This window comes from Neorhizobium galegae bv. orientalis str. HAMBI 540 (assembly GCF_000731315.1).
In the GTDB taxonomy this organism is placed as follows: Bacteria; Pseudomonadota; Alphaproteobacteria; order Rhizobiales; family Rhizobiaceae; genus Neorhizobium; species Neorhizobium galegae.
Map to the genome: position 1 here is coordinate 2941601 of NZ_HG938353.1, position 15576 is coordinate 2957176.

14 protein-coding genes and 1 tRNA gene are annotated in these 15576 nt (G+C 58.3%); 6 read left to right on the forward strand and 9 right to left on the reverse strand.

What is annotated here, in order from left to right; genetic code table 11:
• Positions 1–9 precede the first annotated feature (9 nt).
• From RG540_RS14590 to RG540_RS32860, 5 genes are all read left to right on the forward strand, one after another.
• Positions 10–1107 carry an ABC transporter ATP-binding protein gene (locus tag RG540_RS14590; RefSeq protein WP_038593876.1) on the forward strand — a complete coding sequence of 366 codons (1098 nt, stop codon included), beginning with the start codon at positions 10–12 and terminating at the stop codon, positions 1105–1107.
• A 32-nt stretch (positions 1108–1139) separates the two neighbouring features.
• Positions 1140–2303: a mandelate racemase/muconate lactonizing enzyme family protein gene (locus RG540_RS14595; protein ID WP_038589213.1), complete on the forward strand. Its 1164-nt coding sequence runs from the start codon at positions 1140–1142 to the stop codon at positions 2301–2303.
• A gap of 21 nt (positions 2304–2324) precedes the next feature.
• Positions 2325–3071 carry a ribonuclease activity regulator RraA gene (locus RG540_RS14600; protein WP_038589216.1) on the forward strand — a complete coding sequence of 249 codons (747 nt, stop codon included), beginning with the start codon at positions 2325–2327 and terminating at the stop codon, positions 3069–3071.
• 713 nt (positions 3072–3784) lie between these two features.
• Positions 3785–4171, forward strand: coding sequence for a hypothetical protein (locus tag RG540_RS14605; protein WP_304655045.1), 387 nt, complete (start codon positions 3785–3787; stop codon positions 4169–4171).
• Positions 4172–4247: 76 nt separating this feature from the next.
• The gene (locus RG540_RS32860) at positions 4248–4415 is read left to right on the forward strand and encodes a hypothetical protein (RefSeq protein WP_167551675.1); all 168 of its coding nucleotides are present in this window, start codon (positions 4248–4250) and stop codon (positions 4413–4415) included.
• 76 nt (positions 4416–4491) lie between these two features.
• Here the strand turns inward: RG540_RS32860 and RG540_RS14610 are convergent, their stop codons facing one another.
• From RG540_RS14610 to RG540_RS14645, 8 genes are all read right to left on the reverse strand, one after another.
• Positions 4492–5790, reverse strand: coding sequence for a glycoside hydrolase family 130 protein (locus RG540_RS14610; RefSeq protein WP_038589223.1), 1299 nt, complete (start codon positions 5788–5790; stop codon positions 4492–4494).
• A gap of 34 nt (positions 5791–5824) precedes the next feature.
• Positions 5825–8125: a glycosyltransferase family 4 protein gene (locus RG540_RS14615; protein ID WP_038589228.1), complete on the reverse strand. Its 2301-nt coding sequence runs from the start codon at positions 8123–8125 to the stop codon at positions 5825–5827.
• Positions 8122–9081 carry a class I mannose-6-phosphate isomerase gene (locus RG540_RS14620; protein ID WP_038589232.1) on the reverse strand — a complete coding sequence of 320 codons (960 nt, stop codon included), beginning with the start codon at positions 9079–9081 and terminating at the stop codon, positions 8122–8124. The genes RG540_RS14615 and RG540_RS14620 overlap by 4 nt, the downstream gene beginning before the upstream one ends.
• Before the next feature lie 614 nt (positions 9082–9695).
• Positions 9696–10700, reverse strand: a complete 1005-nt coding sequence (locus RG540_RS14625) for a sensor histidine kinase (RefSeq protein WP_038589235.1) — start codon at positions 10698–10700, stop codon at positions 9696–9698.
• A gap of 55 nt (positions 10701–10755) precedes the next feature.
• Positions 10756–10980 carry a hypothetical protein gene (locus RG540_RS14630; RefSeq protein ID WP_038589237.1) on the reverse strand — a complete coding sequence of 75 codons (225 nt, stop codon included), beginning with the start codon at positions 10978–10980 and terminating at the stop codon, positions 10756–10758.
• A 122-nt stretch (positions 10981–11102) separates the two neighbouring features.
• Positions 11103–11312, reverse strand: a complete 210-nt coding sequence (locus RG540_RS14635) for a cold-shock protein (RefSeq protein WP_038589240.1) — start codon at positions 11310–11312, stop codon at positions 11103–11105.
• A 321-nt stretch (positions 11313–11633) separates the two neighbouring features.
• Positions 11634–12836: a hypothetical protein gene (locus RG540_RS14640; RefSeq protein ID WP_038589243.1), complete on the reverse strand. Its 1203-nt coding sequence runs from the start codon at positions 12834–12836 to the stop codon at positions 11634–11636.
• A 13-nt stretch (positions 12837–12849) separates the two neighbouring features.
• Entirely contained in the window at positions 12850–13857 is a 1008-nt protein-coding gene (locus RG540_RS14645; RefSeq protein WP_038589246.1) for an ABC transporter substrate-binding protein, read from the reverse strand.
• A 462-nt stretch (positions 13858–14319) separates the two neighbouring features.
• Between RG540_RS14645 and RG540_RS14650 the strand changes: the two genes are divergently transcribed.
• Entirely contained in the window at positions 14320–15210 is an 891-nt protein-coding gene (locus RG540_RS14650; RefSeq protein ID WP_038589249.1) for a glycoside hydrolase family protein, read from the forward strand.
• 176 nt (positions 15211–15386) lie between these two features.
• On the opposite strand, the gene RG540_RS14655 is transcribed toward RG540_RS14650, so the two are convergent.
• A tRNA-Met gene (locus tag RG540_RS14655) sits at positions 15387–15463 on the reverse strand.
• Positions 15464–15576 lie beyond the last annotated feature (113 nt).

A 15576-nucleotide genomic window follows, 5' to 3' on the forward strand; every position in this document is an offset into this window, starting at 1 on the left:
GAGTTGCCGGTGGCCCACGTGGTCCTCAATGATCTCGTCAAGACCTATGGCAGCTTCAAAGCTGTCAACAATGTTTCGCTGACGGTCAACGACGGCGAATTCGTTGCGCTCGTCGGCCCTTCGGGCTGCGGCAAGACAACCACGCTCAATCTTGTGGCGGGGCTCATCCCCATTACATCTGGCGACATCGTCATCGGCGACCGGGTGGTCAATGACCTCGACCCCAAGGACCGGGACATCGCAATGGTGTTCCAGAACTACGCGCTCTATCCGCAGAAATCGGTCTACAAAAACCTGGCGTTCCCGCTGCAGATGCGCAAACTGCCAAGGGACGAGATCGACAAGAAGGTCAGGGAAGCAGCGCGAGTGCTCGACATGACGCAGCTGCTCGAGCGCAAGCCACGCGAACTTTCGGGCGGGCAACAGCAGCGCGTGGCGCTCGGCCGTGCCCTCGTCCGCGATCCGGCGGTATTCCTGATGGATGAACCGCTCTCCAACCTTGACGCAAAGCTGCGCGTGCAGATGCGATCGGAGATCAAGCGTTTCCACCAGGACCTCAAGGCAACGATCATCTATGTGACGCACGACCAGCTCGAAGCCGTGACCATGGCGGACAGAATGGCGGTGATGAACGGCGGCTACCTGCAGCAATACGCTTCACCGGCGCAGGTCTTTGCACATCCGGTGAACATGTTCGTCGCCAGCTTCGTCGGCAGCCCGGCGATGAGCCTTGTTCCGCTGGAAGCATCAACGGCGAGCGGCGACACTGTGTTGACCAGCGCAGAGGGCTGGCGCCTCGAACTCTCACCACACAACGCCCGGAAGGTCGCGACGGCAACCACCAAGAAAGTCGTGCTCGGCGCACGTCACTCGACGATCAAGCTGCACAAGAGTGCGGTGCCAGGAACCGTTCCTGCCAAGGCCTACACGGTGGAGCCGACCGGAGACGTCACCTTCGTACAGGCGTTCCTGTCTGGCGCCATCGTCAACGTCAGCGTGCCGCCGACCATTGCCGTCGCGCCCGACGAACCGATCTGGCTCGAGTTCGACCAGGAGCGGATGCATCTGTTCGACGGCGAAACAGAAATGGCCCTCACCGCCAACTGAGACAGGCCAGATACGTGTGAAACAGGGTGTAAATGACCACGAATCTTAAAATCACCGCTATCAAGCCCTATCCGGTATGGATCGGAATACGCAACCAGATGCTCGTTAAGGTCGAGACCGACAGCGGCATCTTCGGATGGGGCGAGAGCGGCTTGAGCGGTCGCGAGAAGGCCGTGGCCGGTGCGATCGAGCACTATCGCGAGTTTCTCATCGGCCGCGACCCCATGCAGATTGGTCGGATCTGGCAAGAAGTTTATCGCAGCCAATATTTCGAAGGCGGGCGCGTTCTGCAGGCGGCGATTTCCGCCATCGACATTGCCCTTCACGACATCAAAGGCAAGGCGCTGGGGGTGCCGGTTTACGAACTGCTGGGCGGCAAGCAGCGCGACCGCATTCCTACCTTCGCTTCGACCGGTGACGAGGCCGAGGGCGATATTGCCATCGAACGAGCCCGCGAACTACGCGCGCAGGGGTGGCAGGCGATCCGTTTCTTCCCTATCGGGCAAAATAACAAGGACATTTTTGAGCCCCGCGAGTCGATCGGCGCTACCGCGAGTATGCTAAACAAGGCGCGAGAAGCGCTTGGCGATGACGTCGTCCTCGGCGTCGACTATCACCATCGGCTGTCGGTGGCAGAGGCGGCGAGCTTCTGCAACAAACTCGGCCGTGGCGTGCTTGATTTCCTCGAGGAGCCAATACGAGACGAGACACCGGAGGCCTACGAATCCCTCCGCACGATGACCGACATCCCGTTCGCCATCGGCGAGGAATTTGCCAGCAAATGGCAGTTCCTGCCCTACATCGAGCGCGGCATCCATCAGTTCAACCGGCTCGATGTTTGCAATGTGGGCGGGCTCACCGAAGCGATGAAGGTCGCTGGTTGGAGCGAGGCGCACTATGTGGACCTGATGCCGCACAATCCCCTCGGCCCAGTCTGCACGGCCGCGACCATCCATCTCGCCGCCGCGGTGCCGAATTTCGCTTGGCTCGAGACCAGGGCGCCCGAAGCAAAGCTGGGCTTCGATAATTCCGATTTCTTCCCCGAGCAACCACGGCTCGTCGGCCCTGAATATCCGGTCAGCGATCTGCCGGGGCTCGGCGTCGAGGTCAACGAAGAGGCGGTCAAGGCGGAAAGCTTTCGTTTCTGGGAAGCGCCTCACCTGACGCGCCGCGACGGTTCTGTCACAAACTGGTAGTTTCATCCACCGGAGCCTAAAATGACGCATACACCCAACATTACGCGACCGCCCAAAGAGCTGATCGACGCACTGAAGGAAATCGGCGCCGCGACGGTTTCCGGCACGCTTGGCCACATGGGCTTCCGCAATCCGCACATGGTCGGCCCCGTGCCGCAGAATCGCGGGAAGTCGATCGTCGGGCCGGCCCTGACGCTTCAATTCATGCCGCAGCGGCCGGATCTCTTCACCGAGGGAGAGTATGCCGATCCGGAGACGCAGTTGCACCGCCACGTGCTCTATCACGCGCAGGAGGGCGATGTGGTTGTGGTCGATGCGCGTGGCGATATGAGTTCGGGCGTCTTCGGCGATATGATGTCGACCTATTTCAAAGGCAGAGGCGGCGCTGGCATCGTCATCGACGGGTGCATGCGCGATCGGCCCAATGTCGAGAAGCTAGATCTCCCCCTTTGGCTGCGCGGCTGGACGCCCAACTACCATGTCCAGACCAGCATCTACCCCAATGCCGTCAACGTTCCGATTGCCTGCGGCGGCGTCACGGTCATTCCCGGCGACATCATCATCGCCGACGACGACGGGGTGGTGGTGCTTCCAGTCGCAATGGCCTCCAAGGTAATCGAAGAGTCGCAAAAGCATCACGATTGGGAGGAGTTCTCGCGGGTGAAGCTCATGGAGGGTGGGTCGTTGCAGCGCTACTATCCGCTGCATGACGATGCCCGCGGAGAGTACGAAGAGTGGCGCAAAACAAACCGCTTGGGAACAACTTAGCCAATGGATTACCCTAGGCTGGCGGCGAACCTGCCACTCGACAGCGCAGATACCTTGTCCGACTTCATGAACTCGGTCGGAATGGTGCCCGACAAGGATACACTGCATTGAGTTCACCACCGACTTCATTGCAGGGTTAGTGCGGGCCGCAAATGTCGAGAAATGCACCCGAAGGGTGCTCTCCCCATGATCAACAGGCTGCCAACTCAATTCGAGACGAGCCGGAATGAATGCGCCGGGGTCGACCATTGTAAAAGCGAACATTTAGCATTGGTTTAGCGGCCACCGAAGTGGTATTCAATGGGTTGTGGCTGCCCCATGCGCCGGCAGCAGAAGGATTTTCATGAAATACCGCCCACTCCACGACCCGGCCGTCATCCGGCCGGCCGAAGGCGTTCTCGAGTATGAGGGCGGGATCATCATTCACGATATCGTCAGGGAAAGCCGGAAGGCGAAGTGATCGCCGTTGAACCCGGCTTGCGCGGCGAAAGCGGCAAGCTGGCCGCGGGGCTAGGGTCAAGAAAAGACGGACCGCGTCGAGGACGACCTGAACGCCACCCGTGCGCCAGTGGAAAAAGGGATCGTTTCCCGGGCGATGGCGCTGCCTTACTGCCGGTATGACCGGAATGGGATACGGAGAGTAGTGCCTGAATTTCGCGGTCGGTGCGACCGGGAAGCGGACCCGCAACATCCAAAGGGAAATACCAATCGCCATGCAAAACAGCAGCAAGATTTCTATTGCCCAGCGTTTCGACGGCTACCAACCCAGCAAGACTGTTCTTGTGTGGGCATGCTTCATCACGGTGATCGCCACGATCGTCGTCGGGTTCAACTGGGGCGGCTGGGTGACGGGCGGCTCATCGCGCGCGTCCGCTGTCACGGCGGGCGATATGGCTCGGGGCGAACTTGCCTCCGCCATCTGCGTCCAACGGTTCAATGCGGCACCGGATGCTGCGGCAAAACGGGCCGAACTCAAGGCCATCCCCGACAGCTACAGGAAGCGCCAGTTCGTCGAAGCTGGTGGCTGGGCCGCGATGCCGGGACAGATCTCTGCTGACAGCCGCGTTGCCGAAAGCTGCAGCACCGCCCTGTCCGTCTAACCGTCTCGGAGAGATCGCTTTGGCTCGTCCCGCATTGGGACGCTCCTCCCCTATCTGGAAAACAGGAGAATACACCATGATCCGTTTCGAAAAAAAAGCAGCTGCAGACCCCTTGCCACAGGATGTCGATGGAAACCGCTTTGATGATATCCGGGACGCCGCGGCGGAAGGACACAAAAAATCCGCCACCGACGCTGCACGTCGCCGTGTACCGCCGGCAAAGGAAGATGATCGCCTTATCTGAGTCCATCTATCCCCCGTTCTGAGACGCGGGATGAAGTACAAATATCGCTCCACAGGCAATGTGGGGCGAAATTGCCTCAGCCATCGAGTGTTTTCAGGAGATCTGAAATCTTGATCGAGGAGAAATTCGAGAACGTGTCGCAGATTGCATAAGGCAGGATGATGTGGCCGTTGTGGCGCATCGCGCCGCAGGTATAGACAACGTTCGGCACATAGCCTTCTCGCTCCGACGGTTCCGGCCGCACCAGCGGCTCTCGCGATCGCGCCAGGACTTTGGACGGATCGTTTTTATCGAGAAGCGCTGCGCCGATGGCATATTTGCGAACAGCGCCGACGCCATGTGTCAGCAACAGCCATCCTTCGTCGAGCTCAATGGGGGACCCGCAATTTCCCATCTGAACGAATTCCCAAGGAAACTTCGGACCTAGGATCAACTGCCCGCCATTCCAGGTGTAGAGATCGTCGGAATAGATCAGATAGAGGTTCTCGCTATCCTGCCGGCCAATCATCGCGTACCGGCCATCGATCTTGCGCGGAAACAGGCCCATCCCTTTGTTCCTAGCCACGGTGCCGGCAAGGGGGCCCATGCGAAAAGTCAGGAAATCCTTGGTCTCCAGCAGTTCCGAGCGGATCCCCGTGCCGTTATAGGCAGTGTAGGTCGCGTAGAATGTCTTCTTTCCATTATCCTCGAACTCGACAAACCGCGCATCCTCGATCCCGTTGGACTGAGCAGGCGTGATCGGGAAGATGACCCGCTCGCTGATGGATTGCTGCGGATCGAAGCTGACGTCGACCTGTTCGCCTGCAGGCACGGACGTGCGTGCCGTGACCAGTGGCGTCGAAGCGAGCCGCACCGTCGGATCGATATCCACGCTGCCATCGGCCGCAATCACGCCGGTACGGAATGTCAGGGACGACACGTGCCCTTCTCCGACGGCGCGCAAGCTCAGAACGAAGCGTCGGCTCCCCTTGTCCAGACCGGACTGATCCGGATGGGAGACAATACTGGGATTGAACAACGCAGACGCTTCGAAGGAATATTCGTTGAGAAAATACGCTCCGACGAGCTGGCGCTGAGTTTTGGTGAAGTTGGCATGAGGCGCGAATGCATCTTCCATTTCTGCGGCGCGGCTTTCGAACGTCGCAAGCAGGTTGCGGTGGCGGCCGTCGAAATTTTCCAGAACGTCCGCGAGGAGGATCTCCGCCGTCTCCAGATCAAGCGCCAGAACGCGGTCGACGATATGATTTGCTCGCGTCTTGTCGGTGGGATTGAGGTCCCGCGGTTCGGTTGCAGGCTTGAACGGTCGCACCACGACGCGCGAGGAGTCGGGGCGCAGGAAGAGAGCCTGACGGTTCAGAAAAGTGGCTTGTGACAAAGGAACCTCAATTGATCTGATTGGCTTGGGGCGCTCATGCGCGCAGCGCGCGAAGAGGAGCTAGTTTTGCCGGCTGGTCGCTGATGCGGGCGAATCTGCGGGTCTCGATGAGGCCCAGAAGATAGGAGACTACGGATTCTCCGCCTCGGTTCTCGTTGACGCGCAGACGATGCAGTCCATCACGGCAACTGCCAGTGTCAGTGTCGACGAGGGTCAGTGCTAGATCGTTGCTGCCGAGAAACCAGGCAAATGCAGCAGTGGCTTCATTTTTCCACTCCATGCTTTGATCCGCGCGCCAAGCAGCAAGGCAGGCGGAAATCGTCGCCGTGGCCTCCAGCGGCTGCTGATCGAATTCCTGAGGCGGCTTGCGTATATCGCTGAAACCATCGGTTCCAATCGGTCGGAAATGGCCCGCGGGCGCAGTCTGCTTCGTTATCAGCCAACGCAAGGTCCGCATCCCGGCAACCACATAGGCAGATGTTTCACTGGCAAGGCCCGTGAGGATCAGTGCCTGGGGCAGGCGAGCATTGTCGTAGGAAAGGCCTTCCTCGAACCAGACCCAGTCCTCCGTTTCCACACGAGCAAGGATATCCACAAGGCGGTCTGCGAGAAGACGCCGCATCCGCTTGGCGACGAGATCCTCTCCCTTTGCGGCACAATAGCCATCCAGCCCTATGAGCGTGAAGGCCCAGGCGCGCGGTGAGCTAAACATCTCGACCGTCGGCAGAGCTTCGGCGAACAGGGCAGCCGCCCAACTCCGACGGGATGCGTTGGCATCGCTACGAGCGCACTCTCCCAAAGCCCAGAGCGTGCGGCCATGACTGTCCTCTGAGCCCTTGTCCTCGAGCCATCTCCGGTCGAAGCTCATGAAATTGCGAAAGTGCTTTTTGTCGGGATTCCAAGCATGCTGCACGAATGAGGCGAAACGCGTCGTTAACGGCTCCGGCAGGAGCTTCTCCCCCGATGAGTTGAGAGTGACTGCCAGAACGAGAGCGCGCGCATTGTCATCGACACAATAACCATGTGAGCGATCCGGTACGGAATGCACGGCATGCTGGAACAGGCCGGTATCGTCGCACATCGAAAGAAGATAGGCGAGTTCCGGCTCAGGCGCGGCGGGAAGCTTATGCACCGAGGCATTTCCGCCCGACAGAACTGCGTTGGGTCGAGATCTTCGCGGGGCAGCATCATCGAATAGCGAGATATACCGCTCTGCGGTTCTTTGCCATGTCATCGACCGGCTACTTGCATAAGCCCGCACGCGCATGGCTTTCCGCCGGGCATTGTCGGTGAGCAACGTCGCGATTTCTGTGCCGATTGTCTCTGCATCGCTGAAAGGAACGAGGATCCCGCGTCCGTCCGCCAGAAGTTCGCGCGCGTGCCAATAGGGCGTCGACACGACCGCCTTCCCCAGGCCAAAACTATAAGCCAGAGTGCCCGACGTCATCTGCGCTTCATTCAGATAGGGGGTGGCGTAGACGTCGCACATGGAAATGAAGTCCAGAAGCGTTGCCTGATCGACGAACTGATCGAGGAAGACCACGTGTTTCTCAATGCCGAGATCCAGCGCCCGGGCAATCAGGCGTTCACGATATGCCTCCCCCTCGTTGCGGACGAGGTTGGGATGGGTCGCGCCGAGCACCACATAAACGGCATCGGGCTGGCTCTTCAGGATCAGCGGCATTGCGTCGATCATGACCTCGATGCCCTTGTTGGGCGACAGTAGCCCGAAGGTCAGGATGACGGAGCGGCCCTCGAACTCGAGCTTGGTCTTTGCCAGGTCGGGTTCGCAAAAGGCGATGTCCGGAATCCCATGAGGGATCACCTCGATCTTTTCCGCCGGGATGCCATACACCTCACGCAACAGCGCCCTGCCCTTTTCGGCCATCACCACGACTTTCGCAGATGTGTCGACGATCTGCGCGAGAACGCGGCGTTGAGCCGGACTGGGTTGCGCGAGCACAGTGTGCAGCGTGGTCACGATCGGCATCTCCAGCCGCGAAAGCAGCGCGAGGATATGGCCTCCTGCCTCGCCCCCGAAAATGCCGAACTCATGCTGAAGGCAGACGACATCGAACCGACCGGCATTCAGAGCTTCCGCCGCACGGATATAGTCTTCGAGACTTTCGTCGGGGATCTGAAGCCAGACGCTGGCCGGATAATCATAGGCGTGACCGTGATCCGTCATTGCGACGATTGCGGTCTTCACACCGGCAGGTGATGTCGAAATGGCCTGCTGCAGGTCGGTCGTGAAGGTTGCGATGCCGCAGCGGCGAGGCAGTGAGTTGCCGATAAGAGCGATGTTCTTGAGATAAGTATTCTTGAAGCTGGTCATGGGTGACCCTCCATGGAGCGGAGCGGCACGCTGGCGGGTTTTCTGGATGAAATACCCGCCAACGTTAGATCGCGGATCGCATGGTCGGATTTACGATCGTCGAGATCGCGCAGCAGTCCGGGTTGAGGTGCGCTGTCGGCATAGGCCAGCAGGATCGTCAGTCCATTGCGCCCGACTTTGATGACCGCCTGGTCCGTTTCGGCAAAGAATGCATCTCCGATACCGGCATGCATCGATCCTATCGTTGCGTCCCCGGCGGTGACCAGGCCCCAGGTCTCGCGTTGCGCCTGCAATTCCCAGTTCGCGTCCGGCGGAAGATCGATACGTTCCAGGACGAAAAAAGCGCAGGATACGAGTTTCATTCGCTCGACGGTAAGGTGCACGGGCATCTTATCCATTCTCGCCGGCTCCAGGTCGGCCACGGCCACCGCCTGTTCTACGTGGAGTTCGCGCGACCGCCCGTGGTCGAAGAGGCGGAATGTCGTGTCACTTCTCTGCTGGATCTCGGCAATGACGAGACCGGCACCGATGGCATGGATGGTTCCTGCAGGAACGAAAAACACATCGCCAGGTTCTGCTGGCTGCCATTTGACGAGATCGGCAATCGATCCATCGGTGATCGCGTCCCGCAATTGAGACTGTGTCAATGGTCGATCAAGGCCGATCGCCACCTGGGCACCGTCTTCCGCAGACAGCACATACCATGCCTCGGTCTTGCCGTTGGCCAGCCCCATTGTCTGCGCGAAGGCGTCATCAGGGTGGACCTGGATCGACAGTTTCTGCTTCGTGAAGAGCAGTTTGAGAAGCAAGGCAGGATCAGGCGCCTGCGTCTCGGCACGATCAAACCTCAGTTCACCGATGGCCGCGTCAGGGCTGCCGCTCCGGTTCCAAGGTCTGAGATCGTGGCTGCCCCACGGCTTGCAAGATGTCCGTACGTTCGCATGCTCGAATGTCATGGAGGCCTCCTGGATCTTACCGCTAAGATCTGGGTGACCTGAGATCGGAGTAGCCTTCCTTCGAAGCGAAGGCGCCTCAAAGCCGAAGTATTTATAAATATTTCAGGGCCGCATTCCGGTGGGATAGACGATAATCTGCGATCATTGAAATCATAAATTGATATATCGCGTTTCTAGGCAAAGTAAATTTACCACCGGTATCCGAATATGTGCCTATCCCTGAAGATTTCAAGCGACAATATTTCTTTCGACGTTCCCAATAGGTGGATTTAGCGCAAATCGGAGACGGCTCAGTTCGGACCGACGCTCATCCGAAAATCCATCTCGAAGTCTCCGACGATCGCCCGCGCGGCGACGAAGGTCGCCCTGACCTGGTCGCGATCCGCAGGATGTATCTTTTCCGAAAGGTCTTCGAATGCGAGGCGCCGACAGGGGGGAAGGTCCCAGAGACGGCACCCCGTGCGGGTCCATCACGAAGACACCTGTGTCGACATTCCACAACGGCGGCCGCCTGGATCGCCCGCCGCGGTGCTCATATCCCCGGTCCGGCTGGTTGGTGATATCTGTGTCAGACACGGGAAACTGTCCGACCAAAAGGTCTGTGCTATGTGAGGCTATATCGACAGCCTGCGCGCATCGATCTTCATCGTGACCAGCGCGCCGGTGCTGGACCAGTCGTATTCTATCGAGCCGCCGAGACTTCCGGTCACGGTGCGCCTGAGGAGCTGACTGCCGTAACCGCCTGCACCCTCCGGAGCAGTGACAGCAGGCCCGCCCTGCTCCGTCCATACGACCTCGATTTCATCGCCCGCAAGCGTAGCGGAAACATCGAGTGTTCCTTCGGTAGCCGACAGGGCACCATATTTCAGGGAATTCGTCGCCAGTTCATGTATAACGAGAGCCAAGCTTGTTGCCGCAGCTTCCCCGACACCCATGCGCGGCACGGCAACCCTGATCCTCCCGGCGAAGGCTCCGTCATCGTCGTAGGGCGCGAGCAAAACCGTGAACAAATCTCCGAGCAAGGCCGCGCTGCCCTGACCGCCGGGCAAAGGTCGCACAAGGTCGTGCGCACGCCCGAGCGCGGTCAGTCGCTGCGTGAGCTGCTTGGTCATATCGTCGATTGAACTGGACGACCGCGAGGTGATCTTCGTCAGGCCCGATGCCAAAGCCAGCAGGTTCTTGACGCGGTGGCTCATTTCGCCGGCCAGAAGTTCATGGCCTTCCTCGGCCTGCTTACGACCCGTGACGTCGAGGAAAATCCCGGTCATGATCCGGTCTCTGATACCCGCGTCACTGCCTTGCCCGCGGGCGGAAATCCATCTGACGTCTGGCCCGACCAATATCCTGAAGTCGATCTCATAAGGACCGACGACGGCCCTCGTAGCAGCGAATGCCGCCCTGACGCGATCGCGGTCGGCGGGGTGGACCTTCGCAGACAGGTCCTCGAACATCAGCAATGCTTTCCGCGAGACGTCCCATAGGCTGTAGCCGTGCGCGTCCATCACGAAGGCGTCGGTGTCGACGTTCCAGGACCACAGGGCTACTCCGGCTGCATCCAGCGCATGGCGGAGCTGCTCGGGTCCCCAGTCGAGTCGGTCTTCGTTGTCGTGCGTCGTCATGTATACCCCGGGCGTCTGTCCCGTTTGCAGGGAGAAAGATCACCCTCGCGGGGGATCAAGATTTTCTGAGGCGTCTGCTGATGAGAGCCTCGGTAGCGGCCGCAATTTCCTGAGCTTCTTTTGCAAGGCGGGCTTCACGGAGCCGCAATGTCTTTGCTTCGCGGGCTTGAACGAGCGCGTCGAGCTCCTCCACGGCATGGTCGCGCGCAAAGAACTGTGCCTGCGTGTGGCCAAATGCGATCTCGGCCTGCTGTCGGGATTTCGAATGTGTCTGCGTCATGAGTGATCCAAAAATTAAGTCGCGAGAAACAGAAAAGGCCAGGCTGTTTGCCTGGCCTCGCAGATATCTTGCTTTCGACAGTGCCAGTACATCCGTGGTCAAAGGAAAGCAGGAACCTAAAATCAAGCAGCCTGAAGATTGCAGGCCGACATCTTGCCCGACTTCACGTCGCGCTCGAGGTCGTAACCCACCTTCTGGCCTTCGACGATTTCGCGCATTCCGGCGCGTTCGACGGCCGAGATGTGAACGAACGCGTCTGCGCCGCCATTGTCGGGCTGGATGAAGCCGAAGCCCTTGGTGGAGTTAAACCATTTTACTGTGCCTGTGGTCATGATGAACCCTTTCAAAGCAAGATTAAGCGACCGCAAGGCCAGAGCCTCGCGGATGGTGATAGCGATTGATTTTGAAAGGGAAGTTCGTCAGGCGCGGTGCCAATCGCGCGGAAACCAAAGTTCAGCAAGCAAAAGATCGATAAACCATCAATAGAAGGAAATCCCCAAGGAGTCAACTTTTAGTTTTGGTCACCGTTGAATAGTTTGGTCTGCGCCGAGCGCGTCGCAGATACTCTTCCATCTTTGGCTCCGCAGGATGTAGCCGACGAGACCGAACAGGATAGCCGGATAGAACATCGAGCGAGAAGATGCTGTACTCGATCACTTGCCGTGAACAGAGACCTCTATCAAGCGACGATGCGCTTCGATCACCGGCTCGAGTAGGCTCCGTGAAACCTCCGTCGGAAGATCGAGCCTGGTATGGCAGCTCCAGTTGACCCCTAAGCAGGCGAAAGCCTTCTTGTAACCTTTCTGTACGATCGTGGATAATTCGCCCGCTTCCGATAACACGTGCTGCGGATCGTCCAATCCTGGCAAACCGGCAAAAGCTGCCCCTGCCGCTTCGCGCAAAGCGGGCGTCACCATGCAAATGCGGTTGAAATCCGCAACGTCAAGCATTCGACCACCACGAATTTCCGTTCGAGCGCGAGACGCTAATCCCGCGCCAAAATGTGCCCAAACATCTGTCTTATCGGGTGCGGGCGCCAGGTCCAAAGCCGCGTGAGTCCCTGCAAACCTCAGCTCATGGGCTCCGCTGTTCATCAAGAACAGGGAGTGCGCAGGAAACGCTCTTGGCAGCCACCGGGCGATCTCAAGAAAACCTGCCGTACCAGTGCCACGTTCGACCGAGCATGTGAAGAAACCAGATCGAGGAGTGGACAGCACAATCCACCGATCGCCACGAGCCATCCGCGCGACCAACGTTGGACTGTCGCCTGTTTCCACGTCTCCACTTAGGTACAGCCTTACAGGCTGTCCGGCAGAAGCCATCGCCGCGTAGCAAGGCAAATCAAGCGGACGACCAATGGCCAGGGGCAACGGAACGAACGGCCGGTCCGCATAAGAGTTCAAGCCGACAATCTCGCCGGTCGGGCCGAACGGCAGAATGATTGCAGCCAGAGCGTCGGCTTTTGTAACCGCTTCCAAGAGTGGTCCAACGACTGACGTCCAGATCGCCGCATGACGACCATAGGGCAGCAGAATGACGGCAATGCAGCCTGCCGCTCTTTGTGCGTCAGAAAGGCTATGAACTATCGCCAATCGCCCCTCCACGCCATGATCCGGTGTTGGGAAAACAACGGACTGAGGGTAGACCTCAACCGAGGAACCCTGCCCTACCAGCTCACATCGACGCGACCGAAATGTCGGCACAGGAACGGGTATTGTCTCCAGCTGATATCCAACCTTGGAAAGCTCGCCAGCGATCCAGCTTGCTGTTGCGTGATCCCCAGCACCGCCGGCCGCCTTATCCCCAAAGCCGGCGTGGATGAGAAGATCATCCCACAAGCGATTGCCATCCAACATCACTCGCATTGCCTCATTTGTACATTTCTGTCGCGCGCTTGAGCATTTCGGCTCGAGCCGTTGCGTCCTCCTGCGTGCCGAGCAACGGAGCCTGCAAAAAATCTTTGACGTTAGGAGGATACCGATCCTCAAGACCGGTAACTGTCGGGCGCCGTGCGGAACCTGCATAAATGAGCTGGGCTTTGTCAGAGAGGAAGAAATTCAAGAGCACCCGGGCAGCATTGGGATGTGGCGCGTTCTTGACCACGGCTCCATCGAAGTTGCCATAAACAAGACCCTCAGACGGAAGAATGACCTCAAGTGGCAAACCCTTGTTCAGCAGCGTATCGGGCAGAATGAAGGGAATGTAGATCGGGTACTCACCGCGCGCGACACGACGAGGGCTGTCTCGAATTTCACGAGTGAAGGCGGGCTTGTTTTCAGCAAGGCGCTTTTGATAATCCTCGCCGAGTTTGTCGTAGGTTACAGCAAAAAACAGGCCGCCGCCTCCAACGGAGCGAAAATCGTCGGACAGGATCTTGCCCTTCCAAGCAGGATCCGCGAGATCCGCCCAGCTTTTCGGGCGTTTCTCCTTTGGCACTGAAGCATTGACCACGATACCCATGCTTTGCGAAAAGATCGGCAGCCTCAGTTCGCTCCCTGCAAAGTCGGGTGCTAGCCGAGTTGCATTGGGTATGGAACCGTGTTTGTCGAGCACGCCCATTGCCTCAAGCGACACGGAACCTCCGCTGAAGGACATGTCCGCGACACCACGGTTGGTCGCCAGTTCAAGACGCAGTTTCTCAAATAACTCGCTCCCTCGAAGTTCGAGCTTCAGCGCCTTGATCCCGTACTCGTCCGTGAATGCAGACAAGATCTCGTCAAGCTGAGGGACGCCGACCTGCGACGTGTAGAGCGTGACAGTTCCTTCCTTCTTCGCCGCCTTGACAACGTCCTCCCAGGGTTGTTGAGCATGGGCAACAGTCGCCAGACCTATGGCCAGGCTGGCCAGGGCAAAGCTTTTCAACACTTTCGAAATCATCACGTCCTCCTCAAGATGATGCGCCTGCACGATTGAACAACAGGACAGCCAGGTTGTTTATCTGGATGGGTACTTTTCAGCTGATTTCTTCCAGCGCGGATTCTGGATTGTTGGCATAACCATCGGTCTTCTGCAGAAATACGTTTTGCGAACGAAGTGTTGCTCGCAGCTCTTTAAGTTCTGGGTATCTCCTTCACCGACAGGTTCCGTTCGTTCTTGGCATCCTCCCGAGTCTGCCGTCGTCTACGGCACCACAATCTTACGAACGCCAGGTACCTTCGAGAAGGCAGCAATATGCCAAGAGTGTTTTCGCAAAGACCGAAAGATCCGGATTCGAGGCCCGCTATGTCGCCGATGAGGTAGCTCTCAGCGTTGCCGATTTGAGAAAGATGTTTCGCTCACTAAGGCTGTTTACTCCGAACCGGGAGCCGGTAACCTGACCGCGCGACTGGGAGGTAAGACATGGAGAACAATGAACTCGTTGCGGTGCGGCTTCTGGACCGGCCCATCATCGTGCCCGCCATGTCGCCGCGGATCGGGACTAACATCAATGGACCGAGCCTGATCAGGGTCCCTTCTTGGGTGGAGCGCGCCCTGGGACGTTACTATCTCTATTTTGCCCATCATCGAGGAGATCATATCCGCCTTGCATATGCAGATCGTCTGACAGGCCCGTGGATCATCTACGAGGACGGAACACTTCCGCTTTCGAAATCCGGTTTCACCCACCATTTGGCGTCCCCGGAGATCGTCATCGATCATGAAAAGAAGCAATTCCGCATGTTTTTTCACGGCGGCGACGAGATCAAGAACCAGTTTACACGCTTGGCGGTATCGCCTGATGGCATTCACTTCACAGCCCAACCTGGCAATCTGATGAACCCGTACGCCCGGTTATTCACTCACGGTCCTTGGGTGTACGCAATTACGATGCCAGGGCAGATTTACCGGTCATCTGACGGCATCTCTGGATTTAGCGCTGGGCCTATGCTGTTCACGCGTCATATGCGCCATTCCGCAGTATGGGTAGAAGACAATGTCCTTCACGTTGTCTATAGCAATCGAGGCGATGCGCCTGAGTGCCTGCTGTACGCTCAAGTGCGGCTCGACGGTGAATGGTTGACATGGCGGGAAGGACCCTCAAAGATCTTACTTGCGCCAGAGCGGGATTGGGAAGGCGGACGACTTCCCATCGAACCATCAGTGATTGGTCCTGCAGATGAACCTGTTAGGCAACTTCGTGATCCAGCGGTCTACGAAGAAGATGGAAGGCGTTACCTGATCTATTCGGTCGCCGGCGAAGCTGGGCTTGCTCTGGCGGAAATCCATAGCCGCAAGCTCGAACCAGAATGAAGACCTTAGCCTTTTCACCCGCTGGACTGGTACATGCATGGGTGGCATTCCGGTGACTCCCTGAGACGTGAGCCTCGGGGAAAAGCTGAGACGGCTGAGATAAATATCCGCGAACCGACGGAAATGTCGACGCCATTCCGAGAATGCGCCGCTGAAACCGATTTCGCTGAACTGAATGGTAGCGGGAGGCAGAATTGAACTGCCGACCTCAGGGTTATGAATCCTGCGCTCTCACCAACTGAGCTACCCCGCCACAGGGACTGCGGAAGTTCCGGCGTGGCCGGTTCCGCTTTGGTCGTGCGGCTTATAAGTCCCCCGTCACTAAAGTGTCAAGCAGGGTCTGGGCAAAAACCGACGGCAATTTCG

Coding starts and splice junctions, on each gene's coding strand:
- RG540_RS14595 (WP_038589213.1), top strand. CDS start 1,140: ATGACCACGAATCTTAAAATCACCGCTATCAAGCCCTATCCGGTATGG.
- RG540_RS14600 (WP_038589216.1), top strand. CDS start 2,325: ATGACGCATACACCCAACATTACGCGACCGCCCAAAGAGCTGATCGAC.
- RG540_RS14605 (WP_304655045.1), top strand. CDS start 3,785: ATGCAAAACAGCAGCAAGATTTCTATTGCCCAGCGTTTCGACGGCTAC.
- RG540_RS32860 (WP_167551675.1), top strand. CDS start 4,248: ATGATCCGTTTCGAAAAAAAAGCAGCTGCAGACCCCTTGCCACAGGAT.
- RG540_RS14615 (WP_038589228.1), bottom strand. CDS start 8,125: ATGACCAGCTTCAAGAATACTTATCTCAAGAACATCGCTCTTATCGGC.
- RG540_RS14620 (WP_038589232.1), bottom strand. CDS start 9,081: ATGACATTCGAGCATGCGAACGTACGGACATCTTGCAAGCCGTGGGGC.
- RG540_RS14625 (WP_038589235.1), bottom strand. CDS start 10,700: ATGACGACGCACGACAACGAAGACCGACTCGACTGGGGACCCGAGCAG.
- RG540_RS14630 (WP_038589237.1), bottom strand. CDS start 10,980: ATGACGCAGACACATTCGAAATCCCGACAGCAGGCCGAGATCGCATTT.
- RG540_RS14635 (WP_038589240.1), bottom strand. CDS start 11,312: ATGACCACAGGCACAGTAAAATGGTTTAACTCCACCAAGGGCTTCGGC.
- RG540_RS14640 (WP_038589243.1), bottom strand. CDS start 12,836: ATGTTGGATGGCAATCGCTTGTGGGATGATCTTCTCATCCACGCCGGC.
- RG540_RS14645 (WP_038589246.1), bottom strand. CDS start 13,857: ATGATTTCGAAAGTGTTGAAAAGCTTTGCCCTGGCCAGCCTGGCCATA.
- RG540_RS14650 (WP_038589249.1), top strand. CDS start 14,320: ATGGAGAACAATGAACTCGTTGCGGTGCGGCTTCTGGACCGGCCCATC.